Genomic DNA, 19891 nt, shown 5'->3' on the forward strand with positions numbered 1-19891 from the left:
TTCTTAGTCTGCCTGTTTACGCAGGAAGGCTGGAATATCAAGATAGTCGGGCTCTTTATTCGGTTGCGCAGCTTGGTCGTTGACCACCTTGGCGGCAGGTTTCACTTCCTGCGGCAGAGGCGACATGCCGTGCTGCTGATAACGGTGATCCATCACCGGCTGGCTGGCCTGTTTATTCGTCACCAGGGTGATTTCAGGACGTTTGTCCATACCGATACCGGTTGCAACCACGGTAACGCGCAGTTCGTCGTTCATTTCCGGATCCAGCGAGGTACCGATAACCACGGTCGCGTTGTCGGAAGCGAATGCACGGATGGTGTTACCCACGGTTTCGAACTCATCCAGACGCAGGTCGAAGCCGGCGGTAATGTTGACCAGCACGCCGCGCGCGCCGGACAGGTCGATGTCTTCCAGCAGTGGGCTGGAGATCGCCATTTCGGCCGCTTCTTCGGCACGGTCTTCACCGCAAGCCACGCCGGAACCCATCATCGCGTAGCCCATTTCGGACATCACGGTGCGCACGTCGGCGAAGTCGACGTTCATCAGGCCCGGACGGGTGATCAGCTCGGCGATACCCTGCACCGCGCCTTTCAGCACGTCGTTGGCCGCGCCGAACGCGTCCAGCAGAGAGATGCCGCGCCCCAGAACTTTCAGCAATTTGTCGTTCGGGATGGTGATCAGCGAGTCCACGTGTTTGGACAGCTCAGCGATACCCTGCTCCGCGAATGCCATGCGCTTCTTGCCTTCGAAGTTGAAAGGCTTGGTCACCACGGCCACGGTCAGAATACCCAAATCTTTAGCCACTTCAGCCACCACTGGCGCCGCACCGGTGCCGGTACCGCCACCCATGCCGGCCGCGATGAAGACCATGTCTGCGCCGTCCAGCGCTGCGCGCAGGGCTTCGCGGTCTTCTTCCGCTGAATTGCGACCCACTTCCGGGTTCGCGCCCGCACCCAGACCTTTGGTAATACCGCTACCGATCTGGATGGTTTGGCCAACCGCCGTTTTGCGGAGCGCCTGGGCGTCCGTGTTCACAGCGAAGAATTCAACACCTTCGATGCGCTCGCGCACCATGTGTTCAACGGCATTGCCACCGCCGCCGCCGACGCCGATGACTTTAATCACCGCGTCATTGGTTAGTTCCATTGGTTCAAACATAGTTTCTCTCCGTTTTGTGCCTGTCGCTGCGAGATCATAAAAAGATTACTCAGCATGATCTCTTTGTTGAAACATTAAAACTCTTTTCTCAGCCAGCTATTGATGCGTTTAAACCAATTGCCCACCGAGGCGCGTTTTTCTACTTCCGTCTCACCGCTCAGGTGAGACTCTTTTCCATAGTGCAGCAGACCTACCGCCGTCGAGTAGTAAGGCTCCTGCGCATAATCCGTCAGACCCGTGATGTTCAAGGGTTGGCCGATGCGTACCTGAGTGTGGAACACCCGTTGCGCACAGGCTGCCAGGCCATCAATCTGGGCGGCGCCACCGGTCAGCACGATACCTGCCGCCAGATGATGCTTCACCCCTTGCTGACGCAGTTGCTCCTGCAATTGCAAAATTTCATCGTTAACCAGATTCAACAGTTCGGTGTAGCGTGGCTCAATGACTTCAGCCAGCGTCTGTCTTTGCAGACTGCGCGGAGGACGTCCCCCGACGCTAGGCACCTCTACATTCTCATCCTTGCTAACAATCGACCCAAGCGCACAGCCGTGTCGAACTTTAATCGCTTCCGCGTCGGTCGGCGGCGTGCCGAAGGCGTAGGCGATATCGCTGGTGACCACGTTCCCGGCATAAGGGATCACTTTGGTGTGGCGCAGCGCACCGCCGGTGTACACCGCCATATCCATGGTGCCGCCGCCGATATCCACCACGCAAACGCCGAGTTCGCGTTCATCTTCGGTCAGCACCGCGTAGCTCGCGGCCAGACCGGCGAAAATAAGTTGGTCAACTTTCAGGCCGCAACGTTCCACGGCCTTGACGATGTTCTTCGCCATATCGTTATGGCAGGTAATCAGATGCACCTTGGCCTGCATACGCACGCCGGACAGCCCAACCGGGTTTTTGATGCCTTCCTGATAATCGATGGCGTATTCCTGAGGAATCACGTGCAGGATGCGGTGTTCGTCGCGCACGCGCACCGATTTGGCGGTGTGCACCACGTTCTCCACGTCGTCCTGCGTCACTTCCTCTTCCGAAATCGGCACCATGCCGATTTCGTTCTGGCAGCTGATGTGTTTGCCCGACAGCGCCAGATACACCGAGGAGATCTGGCAGTCCGCCATCAGCTCGGCCTGATCGATGGCGCGCTGTACGCACTTCACCACCGACTCCAGGTCGTTTACGCCACCCTTATCCATACCGCGAGACGGGCAGCTGCCCACCCCGATAATGTTGACCATGCCATCGGGCAGAACTTCCCCTACCAACGCGGAGACTTTTGCAGTACCGATCTCCAGTCCAACTACCAGTTTTCTGTCCGTCGACTTGATCATTGTTGTTTTGCCTGTGCCTGATTCTGTTGCTGATTACTGTTTTGCTGACCGCCAAGCGCCTGCGGATCGACCAACACCGGAGCCCACCCTACCGAAGCGCCGGACTCGTAGCGCAGATCGACATAGCTGACACGCTTGCTCTCCGCCTGGCCCTGCTGCTGCAATACCGGGTAAAGCTCGATAAACCGCTGCAAACGCCCATTGCGGTCATCGCGCCCCAGCTCAAGCCGGACATCGTTGTCCAGCGCCAGCTGCCAGGAATGGCGCGCGGTCATCGCCGCCATTTTCAGCGTATATTTGCTGGCCGCCAACGAAGCGCTCATCGCCCGATAGCCTTCCAGCACATCCTGCTCGCTCCCTTCCGGCCCGTAGAGCAGCGGCAACTTCTGCTTGCCCGCCCGCTCTGCCGGCACGCTGAACGCTTTACCTTCGGCGTCCACCATGTGCAAATCGTTCCAGCGCGCCACCGGGACGTACTCCACCAGATGGATCTTCAGCTCATCCGGCCATTGTTTGCGCACGCTGGCCTGCTTGATCCACGGCAGACGCTCGATCTGCTGCTGGATAACGTCCACATCCTGCGTCATAAAGGTGCCGGGCGCGCCCAGCGCCAGGATCGCCTGACGAATATCATCGTTGGTGGTGTAGTGGCGTTCGCCGGTCACCACCAGCCTTGAGAGCGGCAGGCGACTGGCGTCTTTCATCCAGCCAAGCACCGCCCAACCGCTCCACACGACCGTTCCCAACACCATCAGCAGGAAAATCATTCCCGCCAACTGGGTTCCATTGCTGCGGCGCGGGCCGTTATCCACCTCGCGATCGCGCGCATTCAGGGCAGCTTGCGACATATCAGTCGGCCAACTCCAAAATTCTCGCCACCAACTGCGAGAAGCTTAATCCAAACTGGCGCGCCGCCATCGGCACCAGGCTATGACTGGTCATGCCCGGAGAGGTATTCACCTCAAGCAGATAGAAGCTGCCATCGCTGTCTTGCATCACGTCGACGCGGCCCCAGCCGCTGCAGTCCAGGCCGCGATAGGCGCGCAGCGCCAACACCGCCATCTCGGCTTCCTGCTCGGCGCTCAAACCGCTCGGGCAGAAGTACTGCGTGTCGTCCGAAATGTACTTGGCCTGATAGTCGTAAAACACGCCGGCCGGCTGGATGCGGATCGACGGCAGCACCTGGTCGCCCAGCATCGCCACGGTATATTCCGGGCCGCTCAGCCACTTCTCCACCAGCACATCGTCGTCATGACGGAAGGCCTCTTCCAGCGCGGCTTCCAACGCGGCGCTCTCGGTGACCTTGCTCATGCCGACGCTGGAGCCTTCGCGGCTCGGCTTGACGATCAGCGGCAGGCCGAGATCCGCCACGCGCGCCAGCAGCGCCGCTTTTTCAGCGCCGAGATACAGCTGGCGATTCAGCGCCACGTAAGGCGCCACCGGCAAGCCCATCGACTGCCACACCATCTTGGTGCGCCATTTGTCCATGGTCAGCGCCGAGGCCATCACGCCGCTGCCGGTATAAGGCAGCTCGAGGAACTCCAGCAGCCCCTGCAGGGTGCCGTCCTCGCCGCCGCGCCCGTGCAGCGCGATAAACACCTTGGTGAACCCCTGCTCTTTCAGCTGGGTCACCGGGAAATCGCGGGTATCGACGCCGTGCGCATCGATACCGGCTTCGCGCAACCCGGCCAGCACCGCGGCGCCGGATTGCAGGGAAACGTCACGTTCAGCGGAGGTGCCGCCCAGCAGAACTGCAACTTTATCAGCCATGGTGCTCCTCCTCTTTCTTCGGCGGCTGCAGCTTCAGCTCGGCCAGTTTACGGGCGATTTTGCCCACGTTGCCGGCGCCTTGCACCAGCACCAGGTCTTCATCCTGCAGCAGCTGCGCCAGGGTTTCCGGCACGGTATCGGCATCGGAAACCAGGATCGGATCCAGCTTACCGCGGCTGCGGATGGTGCGGCACAGCGAACGGCTGTCCGCGCCCGGGATCGGCGCTTCGCCGGCGGCGTACACGTCGAGCATCAGCAGCACATCCACCTGCGACAGCACGTTGGCGAAATCGTCGTACAGATCGCGGGTGCGCGTATAACGGTGCGGCTGGAAGATCATCACCAGACGCTTGTCCGGCCAGCCGGCGCGCGCCGCTTTCAGCGTGGCGTCCACTTCGGTCGGATGGTGGCCGTAGTCGTCCACCAGCATCGCGCTGCCCGCTTTGCCGTTGACCGGCTCCAGCGGGAACTCACCGAGGAAATCGAAGCGGCGCCCGGTGCCCTGGAAGCCCGCCAGCGCGCGCAGGATATCTTCGTCGTCGATGCCTTCTTCGGTCGCTACCGCTACCGCCGCTGCGGCGTTCAACGCATTGTGGCGGCCCGGCGCGTTCAGCGTCACCGTCAGCAACGGCTTGTCCTGACGGCTCAGGGTAAAGTGCCCCTGCGGCCCAATCTGCCGGTAGTCTTCGATGCGCACATCGGCATCTTCACTGAAGCCGTAGGTGGTGATATGGCGACCCACGCGCGGCAACAGCTCGCGCACTACCGGATCGTCGATGCACATCACCGCGCGGCCGTAGAACGGCAGGTTGTGCAAGAAATTGATAAACGTCTGCTTCAAGTTCTCGAAGTCGCCCTGGTAGGTGTCCATGTGGTCGGCTTCGATATTGGTGACCACGGCCACCATCGGCTGCAGATGCAGGAACGACGCATCGCTCTCATCCGCTTCCGCGATCAGATAACGGCTGGACCCCAGTCGCGCATGGGTGCCCGCCGCCTTCACCAGCCCGCCGTTGACAAAGGTCGGGTCCAGGCGGGCTTCGGCGTAAATGCTCGAGACCATCGCCGTGGTGGTGGTTTTGCCGTGCGTGCCGGCGATAGCGATGCCGTGGCGAAAACGCATCAGCTCCGCCAGCATCTCTGCGCGGCGGATCACCGGGATGCGCGCTTCACGGGCGGCGACGATCTCCGGGTTGTCGGCGGAGATGGCGGTAGACACCACCACCACGCTCGCATCCAGCACGTTTTCCGGACGGTGATTGAAGTAAATCGTCGCCCCGAGCGCGCTCAACTGTTGGGTGACCGGATTCGGCGCCAGGTCGGAGCCGCTGATCTGATACCCTTCGTTTGCCAACACTTCGGCGATACCACCCATGCCGGCACCACCGATGCCGACAAAGTGAATGTGCCGGACGCGACGCATCTCGGGCACGATAGTACGTAGTTTCGCCAGTTGTTGTGTATTCATCACTCTCTCTAATCCGGATCCGGTACCCCGGCCCTACATCACATTGCTTTTATTCAGGTTCGGCACACCGAACCCCTGCACTCGTTACTTGGCGAGCCGCACCAGCTCCGCCGCCACGCGCTCGGTAGCGTCCGGAATGGCGACCGCGCGCGCTTTCTCGGCCATGGCCAGCAGCGTCTTGCGATCCCAGCTCGCCAGCAGTTCGGCCACCACATCGGCGTTGAACTGCGGCTGTTCGATAATCTTCGCCGCGCCGGCTTCTTCCAGCGGGCGCGCGTTCCAGTACTGCTGACGATCCTTATGCATGAACGGCACGAAGATCGCCGGCAGCCCCGCCGCCGCGATTTCGCTGACGGTCAACGCGCCGGAGCGGCAGACCACCACGTCGGCCCAGGCGTAGGCGGCGGCCATGTCGTCGATGAACTCGGTCACCTTGTGCTGCGTCTGCCCTACCCTTTCGTAGTCGCGCAGCACCGTTTCCAGCGCGCCCTTGCCAACCTGATGCCAGAGCGTAATTCTATCGCCCAAACGCGCCGCGACTTCAGGAACTGTCTGATTCAGCACGCGCGCGCCCTGACTTCCGCCAATCACCAGCACGCGGATCGGGCCTTCGCGCCCCTGCAACCGCTCCGCCGGCAACGGCAGCGCCAACACGTCGGTGCGCACCGGGTTGCCCACCACCTCGGCGTTCGGGAACGCACCGGGGAAGGCCTGCATCACTTTGGCGGCGATGCGCGCCAGCCAGCGGTTGGTCAAGCCGGCGATGCCGTTCTGCTCGTGCAGCACCACCGGGATGCCGCACTGCCAGGCCGCCAGGCCGCCGGGGCCGGAAACGTAACCGCCCATCCCCAGCACCACATCCGGCTGATAGCTGCGCATGATGGCTTTCGCCTGGCGCACCGCCTGCCAGATCCGCAGCGGCGCAGTCAGCTGGGCCTTCAGGCCTTTGCCGCGCAGGCCGGAGATGCGGATAAAATCAATCTCGATCCCGTGCTTCGGCACCAGATCGGCTTCCATTCGGTCTGCGGTTCCGAGCCAGCGCACCTGCCAGCCCTGCGCCATCAGATGATGCGCGACCGCCAGCCCCGGGAACACGTGCCCGCCGGTACCGCCTGCCATCACCATTAAACGCTTAGGTTTCCCGCTCATCCCTTACCTCTTCACAAACGCCTGAGCCTTGGTCAGGCGCGTTTCATAATCAATTCGCAGCAACAGCACGATGGCCGTCGACATAATCAGCAAGCTTGAACCGCCGTAACTGATCAGCGGCAGCGTCAGACCTTTGGTCGGCAGCATGCCCGCCGCGGCGCCGACGTTAACCAGCGCCTGGAAGCTGAACCATACGCCGATCGCGCAGGCCAGGAAGCCGGAGAAGCGTTGGTCGATCTCCAGCGCGCGGCGCCCGATGGACATCGCGCGAAAAGCGACGAAGAATACCATTAACAGGGCTAAAACCACACCGATATAGCCCAGTTCTTCACCCAAAATGGAGAAGATGAAGTCGGTGTGCGCTTCCGGCAAATACTCGAGTTTCTGCACTGAGTTGCCGAGCCCCTGCCCCCAGAACTCGCCGCGGCCAAACGCCATCAGCGACTGGGTCAGCTGGTAGCCGCTGCCGAACGGATCGGCCCACGGGTTCCAGAACGAGGTCACGCGGCGCATACGGTACGGTTCCGCGATGATCAGCAGCACCACGGCGAACACGCCGGAGCCGATGATCGCCAGGAATTGCCACATTTTCGCGCCGGCCAGGAACAGCATCGCCAGCGTGGTGATGAACAGCACCACCACGGTACCGAGGTCCGGCTGCGCCAGCAGCAGCACCGCCAGCACCACCATCACGCCCATCGGCTTGCAGAAGCCCCAGAAGTTGCTGCGCACCTCTTCCACCTTGCGCACCAGATAGCTCGCCAGGTAGCAGAACAGCGACAGCTTGGACAGCTCCGCCGGCTGAATACGCAGCGGGCCGAGCGCGATCCAGCGCGAGGCTCCGTTTACCGAGCTCCCCACCACCAGCACGATCAGCAGCATCACGATCGACATCAGCAGCATCACGTTGCTGTAACGCTGCCAAACTTCCATCGGGATACGCAGCGTCACCAGCGACAGACCGAACGCCAGGCCGAGGTACAGCGCGTCACGTTTGGCGAACAGGAACGGATCGTCTGCCAGGCGTTGGCCGATCGGCATCGACGCCGAGGTCACCATCACGAAGCCGATGATCGCCAACCCGAAGGTCAGCCACAGCAGGGTGCGATCGTACAGCACCATGTTGACCGCATCGTTGTCGCGCGCGCCGGTCACCCAGTCTTTCATCCGTTCTGTCAGCCCGAAGTTCGGCAAGCGTAGTTTCATCCGCCAAGCTCCTGCGCCAGGCGGGCGAACTCATCGCCGCGCACTTCAAAATTACGGAACTGATCGAGACTGGCGCAGGCCGGCGACAGCAATACCATGTCGCCGGGCTGTACGCGGCCGGCGATGGTGCGCATCGCCTGCTCCATGGTCTCGGTCAGCGTCGCCACCTCCGGCCGCAGCTGTGCCAGCTGGGCGCCATCGCGGCCAAAGCAATACAGCCGCACATTGTCGCCCTGCAGATAGCGCGCCAGCGGCGAGAAATCGGCGGACTTGCCGTCGCCGCCCAGCAGCAGATGCAGCGTGCCGTCTACCTGCAGGCCGTTCAGCGCCGCTTCGGTGCTGCCGACGTTGGTGGCTTTGGAATCGTTGATCCAACGCACGCCGTTGTTCTCCCAAGCCAGCTGGAAGCGGTGCGCCAGGCCGGTGAAGGTGGTCAGCGCCTTCAGGCTGGATGCGCGCGGAATATTGACCGCATCCGCCAACGCCAGCGCCGCCAGGGCGTTGGTGTAATTGTGGCGGCCGGTCAGCTTCATCTCGCGCGTATTCAGCACCTTCTCACCGCGCACCCGCAGCCAGGTTTCCCCCTGCTGACGGTTCAGGTGATAGTCGCCCACGTCGGCGCCGAAGCTGACGCAGCGCTCGTCGGCGCCGCGCACCGGCATGGTCAGCGCATCGTCGGCGTTCACCACGCACACCGCGGCGTTTTCATACACGCGCAGCTTGGCGCCGCGATACTGCTGCAGGCCGAACGGATAGCGATCCATATGATCTTCGGTCACGTTCAGGATGGTCGCCGCCGCCGCCCGCAGGCTATACGTCGTTTCCAACTGGAAGCTGGACAACTCCAGCACGTAAAGCTGGCATTCCTGGCGCAGCAGGCTCAGCGCCGGCAGGCCGATATTGCCGCCCACGCCCACCGCCCAACCGGCGGCTTTCGCCATCTCGCCCACCAGGGTGGTGACGGTGCTTTTACCGTTGGAGCCGGTGATCGCCACGATCGGCGCCTGCGCTTCACGGCAGAACAGTTCGACGTCGCCGACGATTTCCACGCCGGCGTCCGCCGCGGCGCTCAATGCCGGGGTCGCCAGCGCGACGCCCGGGCTGGCGACGATCAGATCCGCCGCCAGCAGCCAGTCCTGATTCAGATCGCCCAGATGGCGCTCCACGCTTTCAGGCAGTTTGTCCAACCCTGGCGGCGCGATACGGGTATCCATCACGCGCGGCGTCACGCCGCGCGCCATGAAGAAATCGACACAGGACAGGCCGGTGAGGCCCAACCCGATGATGACGACTTTTCTACCCTGATAGTCTGCCATGATTAACGCACCTTCAGCGTTGCCAGGCCAATCAGCACCAGCATCAGCGAAATGATCCAGAAGCGCACGATAACGCGCGGCTCCGGCCAGCCTTTCAATTCATAGTGGTGGTGAATCGGCGCCATGCGGAAAATGCGTTGCCCGCGCAGCTTGAACGATCCCACCTGCAGGATCACCGACAGCGTCTCTACCACGAATACGCCGCCCATGATCACCAACAAGAACTCCTGGCGCAGCAGCACCGCGATGGTGCCCAGCGCGCCGCCCAGCGCCAACGAACCGACGTCGCCCATAAACACCTGGGCCGGGTAAGTGTTGAACCACAGGAACCCGAGGCCGGCGCCGACGATGGCGGTACACACGATCACCAGCTCACCGGCATGACGCAGATACGGAATATGCAGGTAGTTGGCGAAGTTCATGTTACCGGTCGCCCAGGCCACCAGCGCGAAGCCGGCCGCCACGAATACCGTCGGCATGATCGCCAGGCCGTCCAGGCCATCGGTCAGGTTGACCGCGTTGCTGGTGCCGACGATGACGAAATAGGCCAGCAGGATATACAGCAGGCCCAGCTGCGGCATCACGTCCTTAAAGAACGGCACAACCAGCTCGGTGGCTGGCGTGTCTTTTCCTACGGCGTACATGGCGAATGCGACAATCAGCGCAATCACCGACTGCCAGAAATACTTCCAGCGGGCGATCAGCCCTTTGGTGTCCTTACGCACCACCTTGCGGTAGTCGTCGACGAAACCGACGATGCCGTACCCCACCAGCACGAACAGCACGCACCAGACATACGGGTTGGACGGGTAAGCCCACATCAGCACCGAAATGGTGATGGAGGTCAGGATCATGATGCCGCCCATGGTCGGCGTGCCGCGCTTGCTGAAGTGCGACTCGGGGCCGTCGTTGCGCACCACCTGGCCGAAGGACATTTCTTGCAGGCGCTTGATCACCCGCGGGCCCATCCACAGCGACAGGAACAGCGCGGTCAGCAGGCTGACAATGGCTCGGAACGTCAGATAAGAAAAGACGTTGAAGCCTGAGTAATACTTGACCAAATGCTCGGCCAGCCAAACTAACATGGTGCTTTCTCCTGTAACGCGCGTACTACCTGCTCCATTGCGGCACTACGTGAACCTTTGATTAACACGGTAATGACCGCATGTTCCGACAGTAATTCCGCCACGCGCGCGATCACTGCTGTCTTGTCCTGATAATGTTCGCCGTTGCCGGACGCTTCGCTCAGCACGCGGCTCAAACCACCGACGCTGATCACTTTGTCGACCCCGGCCAGACGGGCGGCTTCGCCCACCTGACGGTGACACTCTTCCGCTTCCGCACCCAGCTCGGCCATATCGCCGACCACCATCACGCGGTAGCCCGGCATCTCTGCCAGCACCTGCGCCGCCGCGGTCATCGACCCGACGTTGGCGTTATAGCTGTCGTCCAGCAGCAGCTTGCCTTCGGCCAGCGCCACCGGAAACAGACGCCCCGGCACCGCCTGCAGCTGTTTCAGCCCCTGACGCACCGCTTCGAGGGTGGCGCCCACCGACATCGCCAGCGCCGTCGCCGCCAGCGCATTGGCCACGTTGTGGCGCCCCGGCAGCGGCAGCGCGATCTCGGCGGTGCCGAACGGGCTGTGCAGCGTGAACTGCGTGCCTGCGCCGTTTACCCGCACGTTATCCGCGAAGAAGTCCACGCCTGCGGCGGCCTGCGGCGAGAAGCGCCAGACGGTTTTGCCGCCCAGCATGTTCTGCCAGTGCGGCCAGTCGTTGTTATCGGCGTTGATGATCGCCACGCCGTCGGCCGGCAGGCCGGTAAAGATTTCACCTTTCGCCTGGGCGACGCCGGCCAGCGAGCCAAAGCCTTCCAGGTGAGCCGCCGCCAGGTTGTTCACCAAAGCGGTCTGCGGCCGCGTCAATGCGGTGGTGTAAGCAATTTCGCCAATGTGGTTAGCGCCCAGCTCTATCACGGCAAAATCATGCTGCGGTTCCAGACGCAGCAACGTCAGCGGCACGCCGATGTCGTTATTGAAGTTGCCGGCGGTATACAGCACTTCGCCGCATTCGCGCAGAATGGCGGCGGTCATTTCTTTCACCGATGTCTTGCCCGAGGAGCCGGTCAGCGCCACCACGCGCGCCGGCACCTGCTGACGCACCCAGGCGCCAAGCTGCCCCAGCGCCAGACGGGTGTCTTGCACCACCAGCTGCGGCACGTCCACCAATAAGCGCTTACTGACCAGCAGCGCCCCGGCGCCTGCGGCTACGGCATCCGCCGCGAAGTCGTGAGCGTCGAAACGCTCGCCTTTCAGCGCCACAAACAGGCAACCGGCGGTCACCTTGCGGGTGTCTGTCGTCACCTCGACAATTTGGCAATCGGCGCCGATCGGTTCAGCGCTCAATACCTCAGCCAGTGTCTGAAGAGAGACAGGGATCATGCCAGCACCCCCAGCAGTCGGGCGACCGTCGTGCGGTCGGAGTAATCCAGGCGGCGGTTGCCCACCAGCTGGTAATCTTCGTGGCCTTTGCCCGCCACCAACACCACATCCTGCTCCTGCGCCTGCATGATGGCGCTGGTTACCGCTTCGGCGCGGCCGTGGATCACCAGCGCCTGCCCGGCGTCCAGCAATCCGGTCAGGATATCGTTGATAATCGCGCGCGGCTCTTCGGTACGCGGGTTGTCATCGGTGATCACCACGCGATCGGCGAACTGTTCGGCGATGCCGCCCATCAGCGGACGCTTGCCCTTGTCGCGATCGCCGCCGCAGCCGAACACGCACCACAGCTGCCCCTGGCAGTGCAGGCGCGCGGCTTCCAGCGCTTTCTCCAGCGCATCCGGCGTGTGGGCGTAATCCACCACTACCGTCGGTTTGCCCGGCGCGTTAAACACTTCCATGCGGCCGCAGACCGGCTGCAGACGGCTGCCGGTTTCCACCAGCGCCTCCAGCGGATAGCCCAGCGACAGCAGCGTCGCCAAGGCCAACAGCAGGTTGCTGACGTTGAACGCGCCCATCAGGCGGCTTTCGATCTCGCCGTCGCCCCAGCTGGAGCTGAAGCGAACAGTGGCACCGTTGTCGTGATAGTCGACCGCCGTGGTTTTCAGCCAGCGGCCGTGGCCGCCCGGCTGCAGGTTGCCCTGCATCGTCACCGCCACCGCATCCGGCAGCTTGCTCAGCCAGCGCTGACCGACTTCATCGTCGGCGTTGATGATCGCCTGCCCCACGCTGTGGGCGGCGAACAGCGACCATTTGGCCGCCTCGTAATTGGCCATATCACCGTGGTAATCCAGGTGATCGCGGCTCAGGTTGGTGAAGACCGCCGCGGCGAACGGCAGCGCCGCCACCCGGTGTTGCACCAGACCGTGGGAAGAAACTTCCATGGCGGCGAAGGTCGCGCCCTGTTCCGCCAGCTCGTTTAATACGTGTTGAACATCCACCGCAGAACCGGTGGTATTCTCGGTCGGGCACACCTGGCCCAGCAGGCCGTTGCCGACGGTGCCCATCACCGCGCTGGTTTCGCCCAGCAGTTGGCTCCACTGCGCCAGCAGTTGGGTGGTGGTGGTTTTGCCGTTGGTGCCGGTCACGCCGACCAGACGCAGACGCTCGCCCGGCTGGTGGTAAAAACGCCCGGCCAGCGCGGAAAGGCGCTGGTTCAGTTGGCTCAGGTAGATCACCGGCACGCCGTGCATTTCAACGATGGCGCCGTCTTCGGCCTGATCGTCAGCTTCGGCGATCACGGCGGCGACGCCCTGCGCGATGGCCTGCGGAATATAGCGGCGTCCATCCGTTTGATGGCCGACAACGGCGACAAACAGATCCCCGGCAGCCGCCACACGGCTGTCTAATGTCATTTCCCGCAGCGCGCGCCCGGGTGCCGTCGGCACCCACGGGGCGAGTAAGTCGCGCAAATTACGATCTGCCACCTGAACCCTCTTTCTTGTTAATCACTAATTCGCTTTTGTCACCGGTAGGCAACGCGTCAGGCTCGACGTTCATGGTGCGCAATACGCCGCCCATGATGGCGCCGAACACCGGCGCGGAGATTGCGCCACCATAGTATTTCCCACCCTGCGGGTCATTGATGACGACCACCAGGGCAAAACGGGGGTTACTTGCCGGCGCGACGCCGGCGGTATAAGCGATGTATCGGTTGACGTATTTGCCGTCCGGGCCCACTTTTTTCGCGGTACCGGTTTTGATGGCGATACGGTATCCCTTGATGGCGGCTTTCACTCCGCCGCCGCCCGGCAGGGCCACGCTTTCCATCATGTGCACCACGGTGCGCACCAGAGGTTCAGGGAAAACGCGCTCGCCGGCGACCGGAGGGTCAACCTTGGTGATCGACAATGGGCGATATACGCCCAGGCTGCCGATCGTTGCATAGACTCGCGCCAACTGTAACGGAGTTACCATCAGCCCGTAGCCGAAAGAGAAGGTGGCCCTCTCTATGTCAGACCACCGTTGTTTTTTTGGGTATATGCCACTGCTTTCTCCGACCAGCCCCAAATTGGTCGCTTTTCCCAGCCCAAAACGAGAGTAAGTATCTACTAACGCTGAGGACGGCATCGCTAACGCCAGCTTTGAAACACCGACGTTACTCGACTTCTGCAAGATCCCGGTCAATGACAGCTCCGAGTACCGCGCCACGTCTTTGATCTCGTGGCCCTGAATGCGGTACGGGATGGTGTTCAGCACGCTGTTTTCTCTCACCACGCCGTTTTGCAGCGCGGTCATCACCACCATCGGCTTCACGGTTGAACCGGGTTCAAAAATATCGGTGATAGCACGGTTACGCATGGTCTCTTTCGGCGTACCGGCCATGTTGTTCGGGTTGTAAGACGGGCTGTTGGCCATCGCCAGCACTTCGCCGGTGTTCACGTCGATCAGCACCGCAGTGCCCGACTCGGCCTTGTTGAACGCCACCGCGTTGTTCAGCTCGCGATACACCAGCGCCTGCAGGCGTTCATCGACGCTCAGCACCAGGTTGTGCGCCGCCTGGCTGTCGACGGAGGAAATATCTTCGATCACCCGGCCGAAGCGGTCCTTACGCACCGTTCTCTCGCCCGGTTGCCCGGTCAGCCAGCGGTCGAAGCTCTTCTCGACGCCTTCGATGCCTTGCCCGTCGATATTGGTCACGCCGATGATATGCGACGTCACCTGCCCCGCCGGATAGTAACGGCGCGACTCCTGCCGCAGGTAGATCCCCGGCAGCTTGAGTTTGTGGATGTAGTCGCCGATCGCCGGGTTCACCTGGCGCGCCAGATAAACGAAGCGCCCTTTCGGGTTAGCGTTGATGCGGTTTGAGAGTTGGTCCAGCGGGATGTTCAGCGCATCGGAAAGCGCTTTCCAACGGCTGTCCAGCGTGATGCCGCCGCGCTCGTTCAGCTCTTTCGGATCCGCCCACACCGCATTGACCGGCACGCTGACCGCCAACGGCCGGCCGGCGCGATCGCTGATCATGCCGCGCGCGGTCGGCACTTCCTGCACGCGCAGCGAACGCATGTCGCCTTCTTTCACCAGACGATCGGGGTTGATGACCTGCAGGTACGCGACGCGCAGCATCAGGCCGACCATCGCCAGCAAAATGCAGCCGCACAGCAACGCAAAACGCCAGCTGACAAAGCTGGCCTGATCTTCCTGGCGTCTCAACTTACCGGGGCGCGCTGCTTTCATGCGTTTCCTTTCTACTCCGTGTCATTATTCCGGTTAAACCATTCATTGTTTAACGATGATATTTTCCTGCGATGGATCAACGTGTTGCATCTGCAGTTTTTCTGTCGCGATACGTTCAACCCGGCTGTGATCGCCGAGGGCGTTCTCTTCTAAAATCAGGTTGCGCCACTCGATATCCAGCGCATCGCGCTCCAGCACCAGCTGTTCGCGCTCGGCGGTCAGCAGGCGGGTGCGGTGCGCGGTGGTCACCACGAAAACCGCGGAGACCAGTGACGCAATCAGTAAAATCAGGGGGATCTTGGCATTGCGCAGCAGATCGCCGCCAATCACCCCGACCAGGCCGTGACGTTCGTTGCCAATCACGCGGGCATCCTCTCAGCAATACGCAGCACCGAGCTGCGCGCACGCGGGTTGTCCGCCACTTCCGCTTCCGACGGCATCATTTTGCCCAGCGCTTTCAGCGTTCGCCCGCCCATGCTGCGCAGTTGCTCTTCGGTCAACGGAATGCCCGCCGGCACCTGAGCGCCGCGGCTGTGGTGACGCATAAAGCGTTTGACGATGCGGTCTTCCAGCGAGTGGAAGCTGATGATCGACAAACGGCCCCGTGGGGCCAGCACTTCCAGCGCGCCGTCGAGCGCACGCTCGATCTCTTCCAGCTCGCTGTTGATATAGATGCGGATCGCCTGGAAGCTGCGCGTCGCCGGATGCTTGTGCTTTTCACGGAACGGGCTGGCATCGGCAATCAGATCCGCCAACGCTTTGGTGCGCGTCATCGGCTCCACGCGGTTTCTTTCCACGATGGCGCGCGCGATGCGCTTGGCGAAACGCTCTTCGCCAAAGGTTTTCAGCACCCAGGCGATGTCGTCCGCTTCGGCCTTCATCAGCCACTCTGCGGCGGACAGGCCGGTGGAGGGATCCATGCGCATGTCCAGCGGGCCATCGCGCATAAAGGAAAACCCGCGCTCTGCGTCGTCAAGCTGCGGCGAAGAAACGCCCAGATCGAGCAGAACGCCGTCGATCTTGCCCACCAATTCACGTTCCCGCACGTAGTGCGACAACTCGGAGAATGGGCCGTGTACGATGGTAAAACGAGGATCTTCAATAGATTTGGCGGCTGCAATCGCCTGAGGGTCACGGTCAATCGCCAGCAAGCGTCCTTCCGGCCCCAGTTGGGACAGAATCAGACGAGAATGGCCACCGCGACCAAAAGTACCGTCGATATATATGCCGTTGCTGCGGATGTTGAGGCCGTTGACGGCTTCGTCCAGCAGGACGGTGGTGTGTTTATAGTTTTCCAACATGCTTATAGCGACAAGTCCTGTAGCCGCTCAGACAACGGTTCCTGAGTCGACTGTTCAGCGTCAATATCATCCTTGACTTGTTGATACCAGGTCTGTTCATCCCACAGTTCAAACTTGTTGAACTGACCGACCAGCATCACTTCTTTCGTGAGCCCGGCGTGTTGCCGCAGCGTATTGGCGAGCAGCAAACGGCCGGCACTATCCATCTGACACTCACTGGCATGCCCCAGCAGCAGGCGCTGAACGCGGCGCTCGGCGGGATTCATGCTCGACAGACGTGATAATTTTTGTTCAATAATTTCCCATTCGGGCAAAGGATAAAGCAGCAGGCAGGGCTGATGGAGGTCAATGGTACAGACCATTTGGCCTTGCGATTCCTCGTTGAGCAATTCCCGATATCGGGTAGGTACGGCGAGCCGCCCTTTGCTGTCGAGGTTGACCATCGTCGCTCCACGGAACATTCCTGAGCTACCCCTTAGTGACCGTTTTCACCACTTTACCCCACAAATTCCCACACAATGGAGTTTACGGAGGGTATGAAAACCTTGTCAAGCCAGAGCGCCAGCGCTTTGGCAATATTTCTCTGGTCATTTTGGGAGCTGACTCGCGAAAGAAACTCTGATTATTCGACGATTAAAAATTAACACCATGATAAACGGAGAGAATTTTCTAAGCGGAAAGAATCTGATTAAAAACCTGACGAACTGGCGATTAATTAACTCATTACTTCCTTCTGCAAGCCATGTCTCATTTTTCAGCTCGGCAATCTCAGTGCGGTAACCGCTGGCGAGCCGCGCCCGCCAAGGCTCGGCGCCTGGCGAATCGATCGCGGAATAAGGCCATAACTCCTTGAGTTAATAACGCTCAATCGTTATTCACCGTAAAACCGGTCGCTATTTTACTTCAATTTGCACTGCCGTGATGAGGCCGCGAAAAAAATAAATGGCTCGGATATTACGAGCAGAAGTAATTTCGATTTAAATCAATTTGGTAAGATTATTCCCAAAATACCTGTTTACAATTATGGTTTCATTTTCTTACACCTTTATTTCCACAATTTCTGCCGGAAAAAATCCTCACTTGAAGCAAAAAATCGCAACCACATGTTTTTAATGAGTTTATTTTAAAATGCCGATTTTAATCCCTCCGCCCTCACCTCTTCCCCGGTTCCGCGGGACAAAAACCGAACAAATGTTAAAAATAAAAATATAAACCTAGTTAAAAAACATAATGCAGATTAGTACACTATAAAAAACGCAAAAACCCAGACTTAACATCCAAGCATTAATAATTTAACAGCAGGTTAACCAAAGGGGATGACACATGCTTTCGCCCGCCGCTCACTGGCGTAGCGCCGCTGCCGATACGTTCGCACTGGTGGTGTACTGCTTTATCGCCGGCATGGCGATAGAAGTGTTGATCTCCGGCATGAGCTTTCAGCAATCCCTCTCTTCGCGCCTGCTGTCGATTCCGGTCAACATCCTGATCGCCTGGCCCTACGGCCGCTATCGCGATCTGTTTATTCGCACGGCGCGCCGCTGCCCGCGCGGCCAGTTCGTGCTGCGCAACCTCGCCGACCTGCTGGCCTACGTCAGCTTCCAGTCGCCGGTTTATGCCGCCATTCTGTGGAGCGTAGGCGCCGACGGCCCACAAATGCTGGCGGCGGTGACCAGCAATGCGCTGGTCTCCATGGCGATGGGCGTGGTGTATGGCTATTTCCTGGAATATTGCCGGCGGCTGTTCCGGGTGGCGGGCTACGTCTAAACCAGGAGCCCGACAACCCGGGCTCCCGTAGAGCGAACTACTTGCGGCTCAGGCTGCCGCGGCGGAACAGATTGCGGCGAATACGCGTCAAACCCGGCTTGGGTTTACGCGGTTCGTCCAGGCTGGCCAACACCAGCTCGAGCACGCGTTCGGCCACGTCGCGATGGCGCTGCGCCACCGCGAGCACCGGGCACTCGAGGAAATCCAACAGTTCATGGTCGCCGAAGGTGGCAATTGCCAGATCGGTCGGCAAACGGCCACGTTGCTTCAGCGTCACGTCCATCACGCCCTGCAACAGCGAGAACGAAGTGGTGAACAGCGCCTGCGGCATCGGGTGCGTTTTCAGCCATTCGGCGAACAGCGCGCCGGCGGCTTCACGTTCATAGCTGTTGGCGTACAGGTAATCGACATGGCGGGGATCCTCTTGCCAGGCCTGACGGAAGCCCTGCTCGCGCAGGAAGCTCACCGAAAGCTCCGGCAAGGCGCCCAGATACAGCACCGATTCAGCCGGGAAGGTGCGCAGCTCCTGCGCCAGTGCAAAGGCGTCTTCCTGATCGGCCCCGACGACGCTGATGAAATGCTCGCGATCCAGCGCGCGGTCCAGCGCGATGATCGGCAGCGGATCGTTGGCCCAGCGTTGATAGAAAGGATGCTCCGGCGGCAAGGCGGTGGAAACGATGATGGCGTCCACCTGGCGCTGCAGCAGGTGCTCGATACAGCGCATTTCGTTGTCCGGCTGATCTTCGGAACAGGCGATCAGCAATTGGTAACCACGCTGGCGCGCCTGGCGTTCCAGGTAGTTGGCGATGCGGGTATAGCTGGTATTTTCCAGATCCGGGATCACCAGACCGATAGAACGGGTACGCCCGGCGCGCAGCCCCGCCGCGACGGCATTCGGGTGATAGTTATGCTCCCTGACCACGGCCATCACTTTCTCGACGGTTTTATCGCTGACACGATACTGCTTCGCCTTGCCGTTGATGACGTAACTGGCCGTCGTGCGCGAAACGCCCGCGAGACGCGCGATTTCATCCAGTTTCACATTAACCCCTTAATGACGCTGAAAATAGAAGTGAAGGCTGTGCTCGGATTAACCATGACATCCCGTGCGGTTATTCAATCCAGCCTCTGCGATCTAACAGCAGAAAACACTGCCTAGCAACCGCTTTTGCCGAAAGGTGCCAGCAATCGGGCAAAAAATACCGAAAAACAAAGGGCGCAGCCACGCCGCGCCCCTGATTATTCACCGCCAGACCGCACTCAGCGCATGATTTTGTCGCCACGCGACACGCCGACCACCCCGGAACGGGCCACTTCCACGATCTCCGCCACTTCACGCACCGCGCTCAGGAAAGCGTCGAGCTTGTCGCTGGTGCCGGCCAGCTGTACCGTGTACAGCGTCGCCGTCACATCCACGATCTGGCCACGGAAAATGTCGGCGCAGCGCTTCACCTCTTCACGGCCGTAGCCGCTGGCCTGCAGCTTCACCAGCATGATCTCGCGCTCAACGTGGGCGCCCTGCACCAGCTCGCTGACGCGCAGCACGTCCACCAGCTTGTGCAGCTGTTTCTCAATCTGCTCCAGCACTTTCTCGTCGCCGACGGTCTGGATAGTCATGCGCGACAGCGTCGGATCGTCGGTCGGCGCCACCGTCAGGCTCTCGATGTTATAACCGCGCTGGGAGAACAGCCCGACCACGCGCGACAAAGCGCCGGATTCGTTTTCCAGCAAGACAGATAAAATACGGCGCATGA

Annotated in this window: 18 protein-coding genes; 1 reads left to right on the plus strand and 17 read right to left on the minus strand. The window is 60.8% G+C overall.

What is annotated here, in order from left to right; all coding sequences use genetic code 11:
- Nucleotides 1–3: 3 nt before the first annotated feature.
- From ftsZ to mraZ, 15 genes are all read right to left on the minus strand, one after another.
- On the minus strand, nt 4–1158 hold the full coding sequence (gene ftsZ, locus ACJ8HB_RS10255) for a cell division protein FtsZ (RefSeq protein WP_004932757.1): 1155 nt from the start codon (nt 1156–1158) through the stop codon (nt 4–6).
- 74 nt (nt 1159–1232) lie between these two features.
- A complete protein-coding gene (ftsA, locus tag ACJ8HB_RS10260) occupies nt 1233–2489 on the minus strand; it encodes a cell division protein FtsA (RefSeq protein ID WP_004932758.1) in 1257 nt (418 codons plus the stop codon).
- On the minus strand, nt 2486–3337 hold the full coding sequence (gene ftsQ / locus ACJ8HB_RS10265; protein WP_033637108.1) for a cell division protein FtsQ: 852 nt from the start codon (nt 3335–3337) through the stop codon (nt 2486–2488). Before ftsQ ends, ftsA begins: the two co-directional genes overlap by 4 nt.
- 1 nt (nt 3338) lies before the next feature.
- Nucleotides 3339–4259, minus strand: coding sequence for a D-alanine--D-alanine ligase (locus ACJ8HB_RS10270; protein WP_094859822.1), 921 nt, complete (start codon nt 4257–4259; stop codon nt 3339–3341).
- Entirely contained in the window at nt 4252–5727 is a 1476-nt protein-coding gene (gene murC, locus ACJ8HB_RS10275; RefSeq protein ID WP_025301571.1) for a UDP-N-acetylmuramate--L-alanine ligase, read from the minus strand. Before murC ends, ACJ8HB_RS10270 begins: the two co-directional genes overlap by 8 nt.
- An 84-nt stretch (nt 5728–5811) precedes the next feature.
- Complete coding sequence (murG, locus tag ACJ8HB_RS10280) at nt 5812–6876, minus strand: undecaprenyldiphospho-muramoylpentapeptide beta-N-acetylglucosaminyltransferase (RefSeq protein WP_004932773.1); 1065 nt, start codon at nt 6874–6876, stop codon at nt 5812–5814.
- Between the two features lie 3 nt (nt 6877–6879).
- Nucleotides 6880–8082, minus strand: coding sequence for a cell division protein FtsW (ftsW, locus tag ACJ8HB_RS10285; RefSeq protein ID WP_004932776.1), 1203 nt, complete (start codon nt 8080–8082; stop codon nt 6880–6882).
- Nucleotides 8079–9398, minus strand: a complete 1320-nt coding sequence (gene murD / locus ACJ8HB_RS10290) for a UDP-N-acetylmuramoyl-L-alanine--D-glutamate ligase (RefSeq protein WP_033641855.1) — start codon at nt 9396–9398, stop codon at nt 8079–8081. Before murD ends, ftsW begins: the two co-directional genes overlap by 4 nt.
- Before the next feature lie 2 nt (nt 9399–9400).
- Complete coding sequence (gene mraY, locus ACJ8HB_RS10295) at nt 9401–10483, minus strand: phospho-N-acetylmuramoyl-pentapeptide-transferase (protein WP_004932782.1); 1083 nt, start codon at nt 10481–10483, stop codon at nt 9401–9403.
- The gene (gene murF / locus ACJ8HB_RS10300; RefSeq protein ID WP_094859823.1) at nt 10477–11838 is read right to left on the minus strand and encodes a UDP-N-acetylmuramoyl-tripeptide--D-alanyl-D-alanine ligase; all 1362 of its coding nucleotides are present in this window, start codon (nt 11836–11838) and stop codon (nt 10477–10479) included. Before murF ends, mraY begins: the two co-directional genes overlap by 7 nt.
- Nucleotides 11835–13322 carry a UDP-N-acetylmuramoyl-L-alanyl-D-glutamate--2,6-diaminopimelate ligase gene (gene murE, locus ACJ8HB_RS10305; protein WP_094859824.1) on the minus strand — a complete coding sequence of 496 codons (1488 nt, stop codon included), beginning with the start codon at nt 13320–13322 and terminating at the stop codon, nt 11835–11837. The genes murF and murE overlap by 4 nt, the downstream gene beginning before the upstream one ends.
- Nucleotides 13309–15072 (minus strand): peptidoglycan glycosyltransferase FtsI, encoded by a 1764-nt coding sequence (locus ACJ8HB_RS10310; RefSeq protein ID WP_004932790.1) that lies wholly within the window; start codon nt 15070–15072, stop codon nt 13309–13311. The genes murE and ACJ8HB_RS10310 overlap by 14 nt, the downstream gene beginning before the upstream one ends.
- 42 nt (nt 15073–15114) lie before the next feature.
- Nucleotides 15115–15435 carry a cell division protein FtsL gene (ftsL, locus tag ACJ8HB_RS10315; RefSeq protein ID WP_012005204.1) on the minus strand — a complete coding sequence of 107 codons (321 nt, stop codon included), beginning with the start codon at nt 15433–15435 and terminating at the stop codon, nt 15115–15117.
- Nucleotides 15432–16373, minus strand: coding sequence for a 16S rRNA (cytosine(1402)-N(4))-methyltransferase RsmH (gene rsmH, locus ACJ8HB_RS10320; protein WP_033637099.1), 942 nt, complete (start codon nt 16371–16373; stop codon nt 15432–15434). Before rsmH ends, ftsL begins: the two co-directional genes overlap by 4 nt.
- 2 nt (nt 16374–16375) lie before the next feature.
- Entirely contained in the window at nt 16376–16834 is a 459-nt protein-coding gene (gene mraZ, locus ACJ8HB_RS10325; RefSeq protein WP_025159638.1) for a division/cell wall cluster transcriptional repressor MraZ, read from the minus strand.
- A gap of 862 nt (nt 16835–17696) precedes the next feature.
- On the opposite strand from mraZ, the gene ACJ8HB_RS10330 reads away from it, so the two are divergent.
- Nucleotides 17697–18137: an L-alanine exporter AlaE gene (locus ACJ8HB_RS10330; protein WP_033637098.1), complete on the plus strand. Its 441-nt coding sequence runs from the start codon at nt 17697–17699 to the stop codon at nt 18135–18137.
- 37 nt (nt 18138–18174) lie between these two features.
- Here the strand turns inward: ACJ8HB_RS10330 and cra are convergent, their stop codons facing one another.
- Both cra and ilvN read right to left on the minus strand, forming a co-directional pair.
- The gene (gene cra, locus ACJ8HB_RS10335; protein WP_004932801.1) at nt 18175–19179 is read right to left on the minus strand and encodes a catabolite repressor/activator; all 1005 of its coding nucleotides are present in this window, start codon (nt 19177–19179) and stop codon (nt 18175–18177) included.
- 218 nt (nt 19180–19397) lie between these two features.
- Nucleotides 19398–19889 carry an acetolactate synthase small subunit gene (ilvN, locus tag ACJ8HB_RS10340; protein ID WP_004932806.1) on the minus strand — a complete coding sequence of 164 codons (492 nt, stop codon included), beginning with the start codon at nt 19887–19889 and terminating at the stop codon, nt 19398–19400.
- Between the last annotated feature and the right edge of the window lie 2 nt (nt 19890–19891).

The sequence above is a fragment of the Serratia sp. CY27727 genome, from assembly GCF_052169275.1.
GTDB classification, from domain to species: Bacteria; Pseudomonadota; Gammaproteobacteria; order Enterobacterales; family Enterobacteriaceae; genus Serratia; species Serratia sarumanii.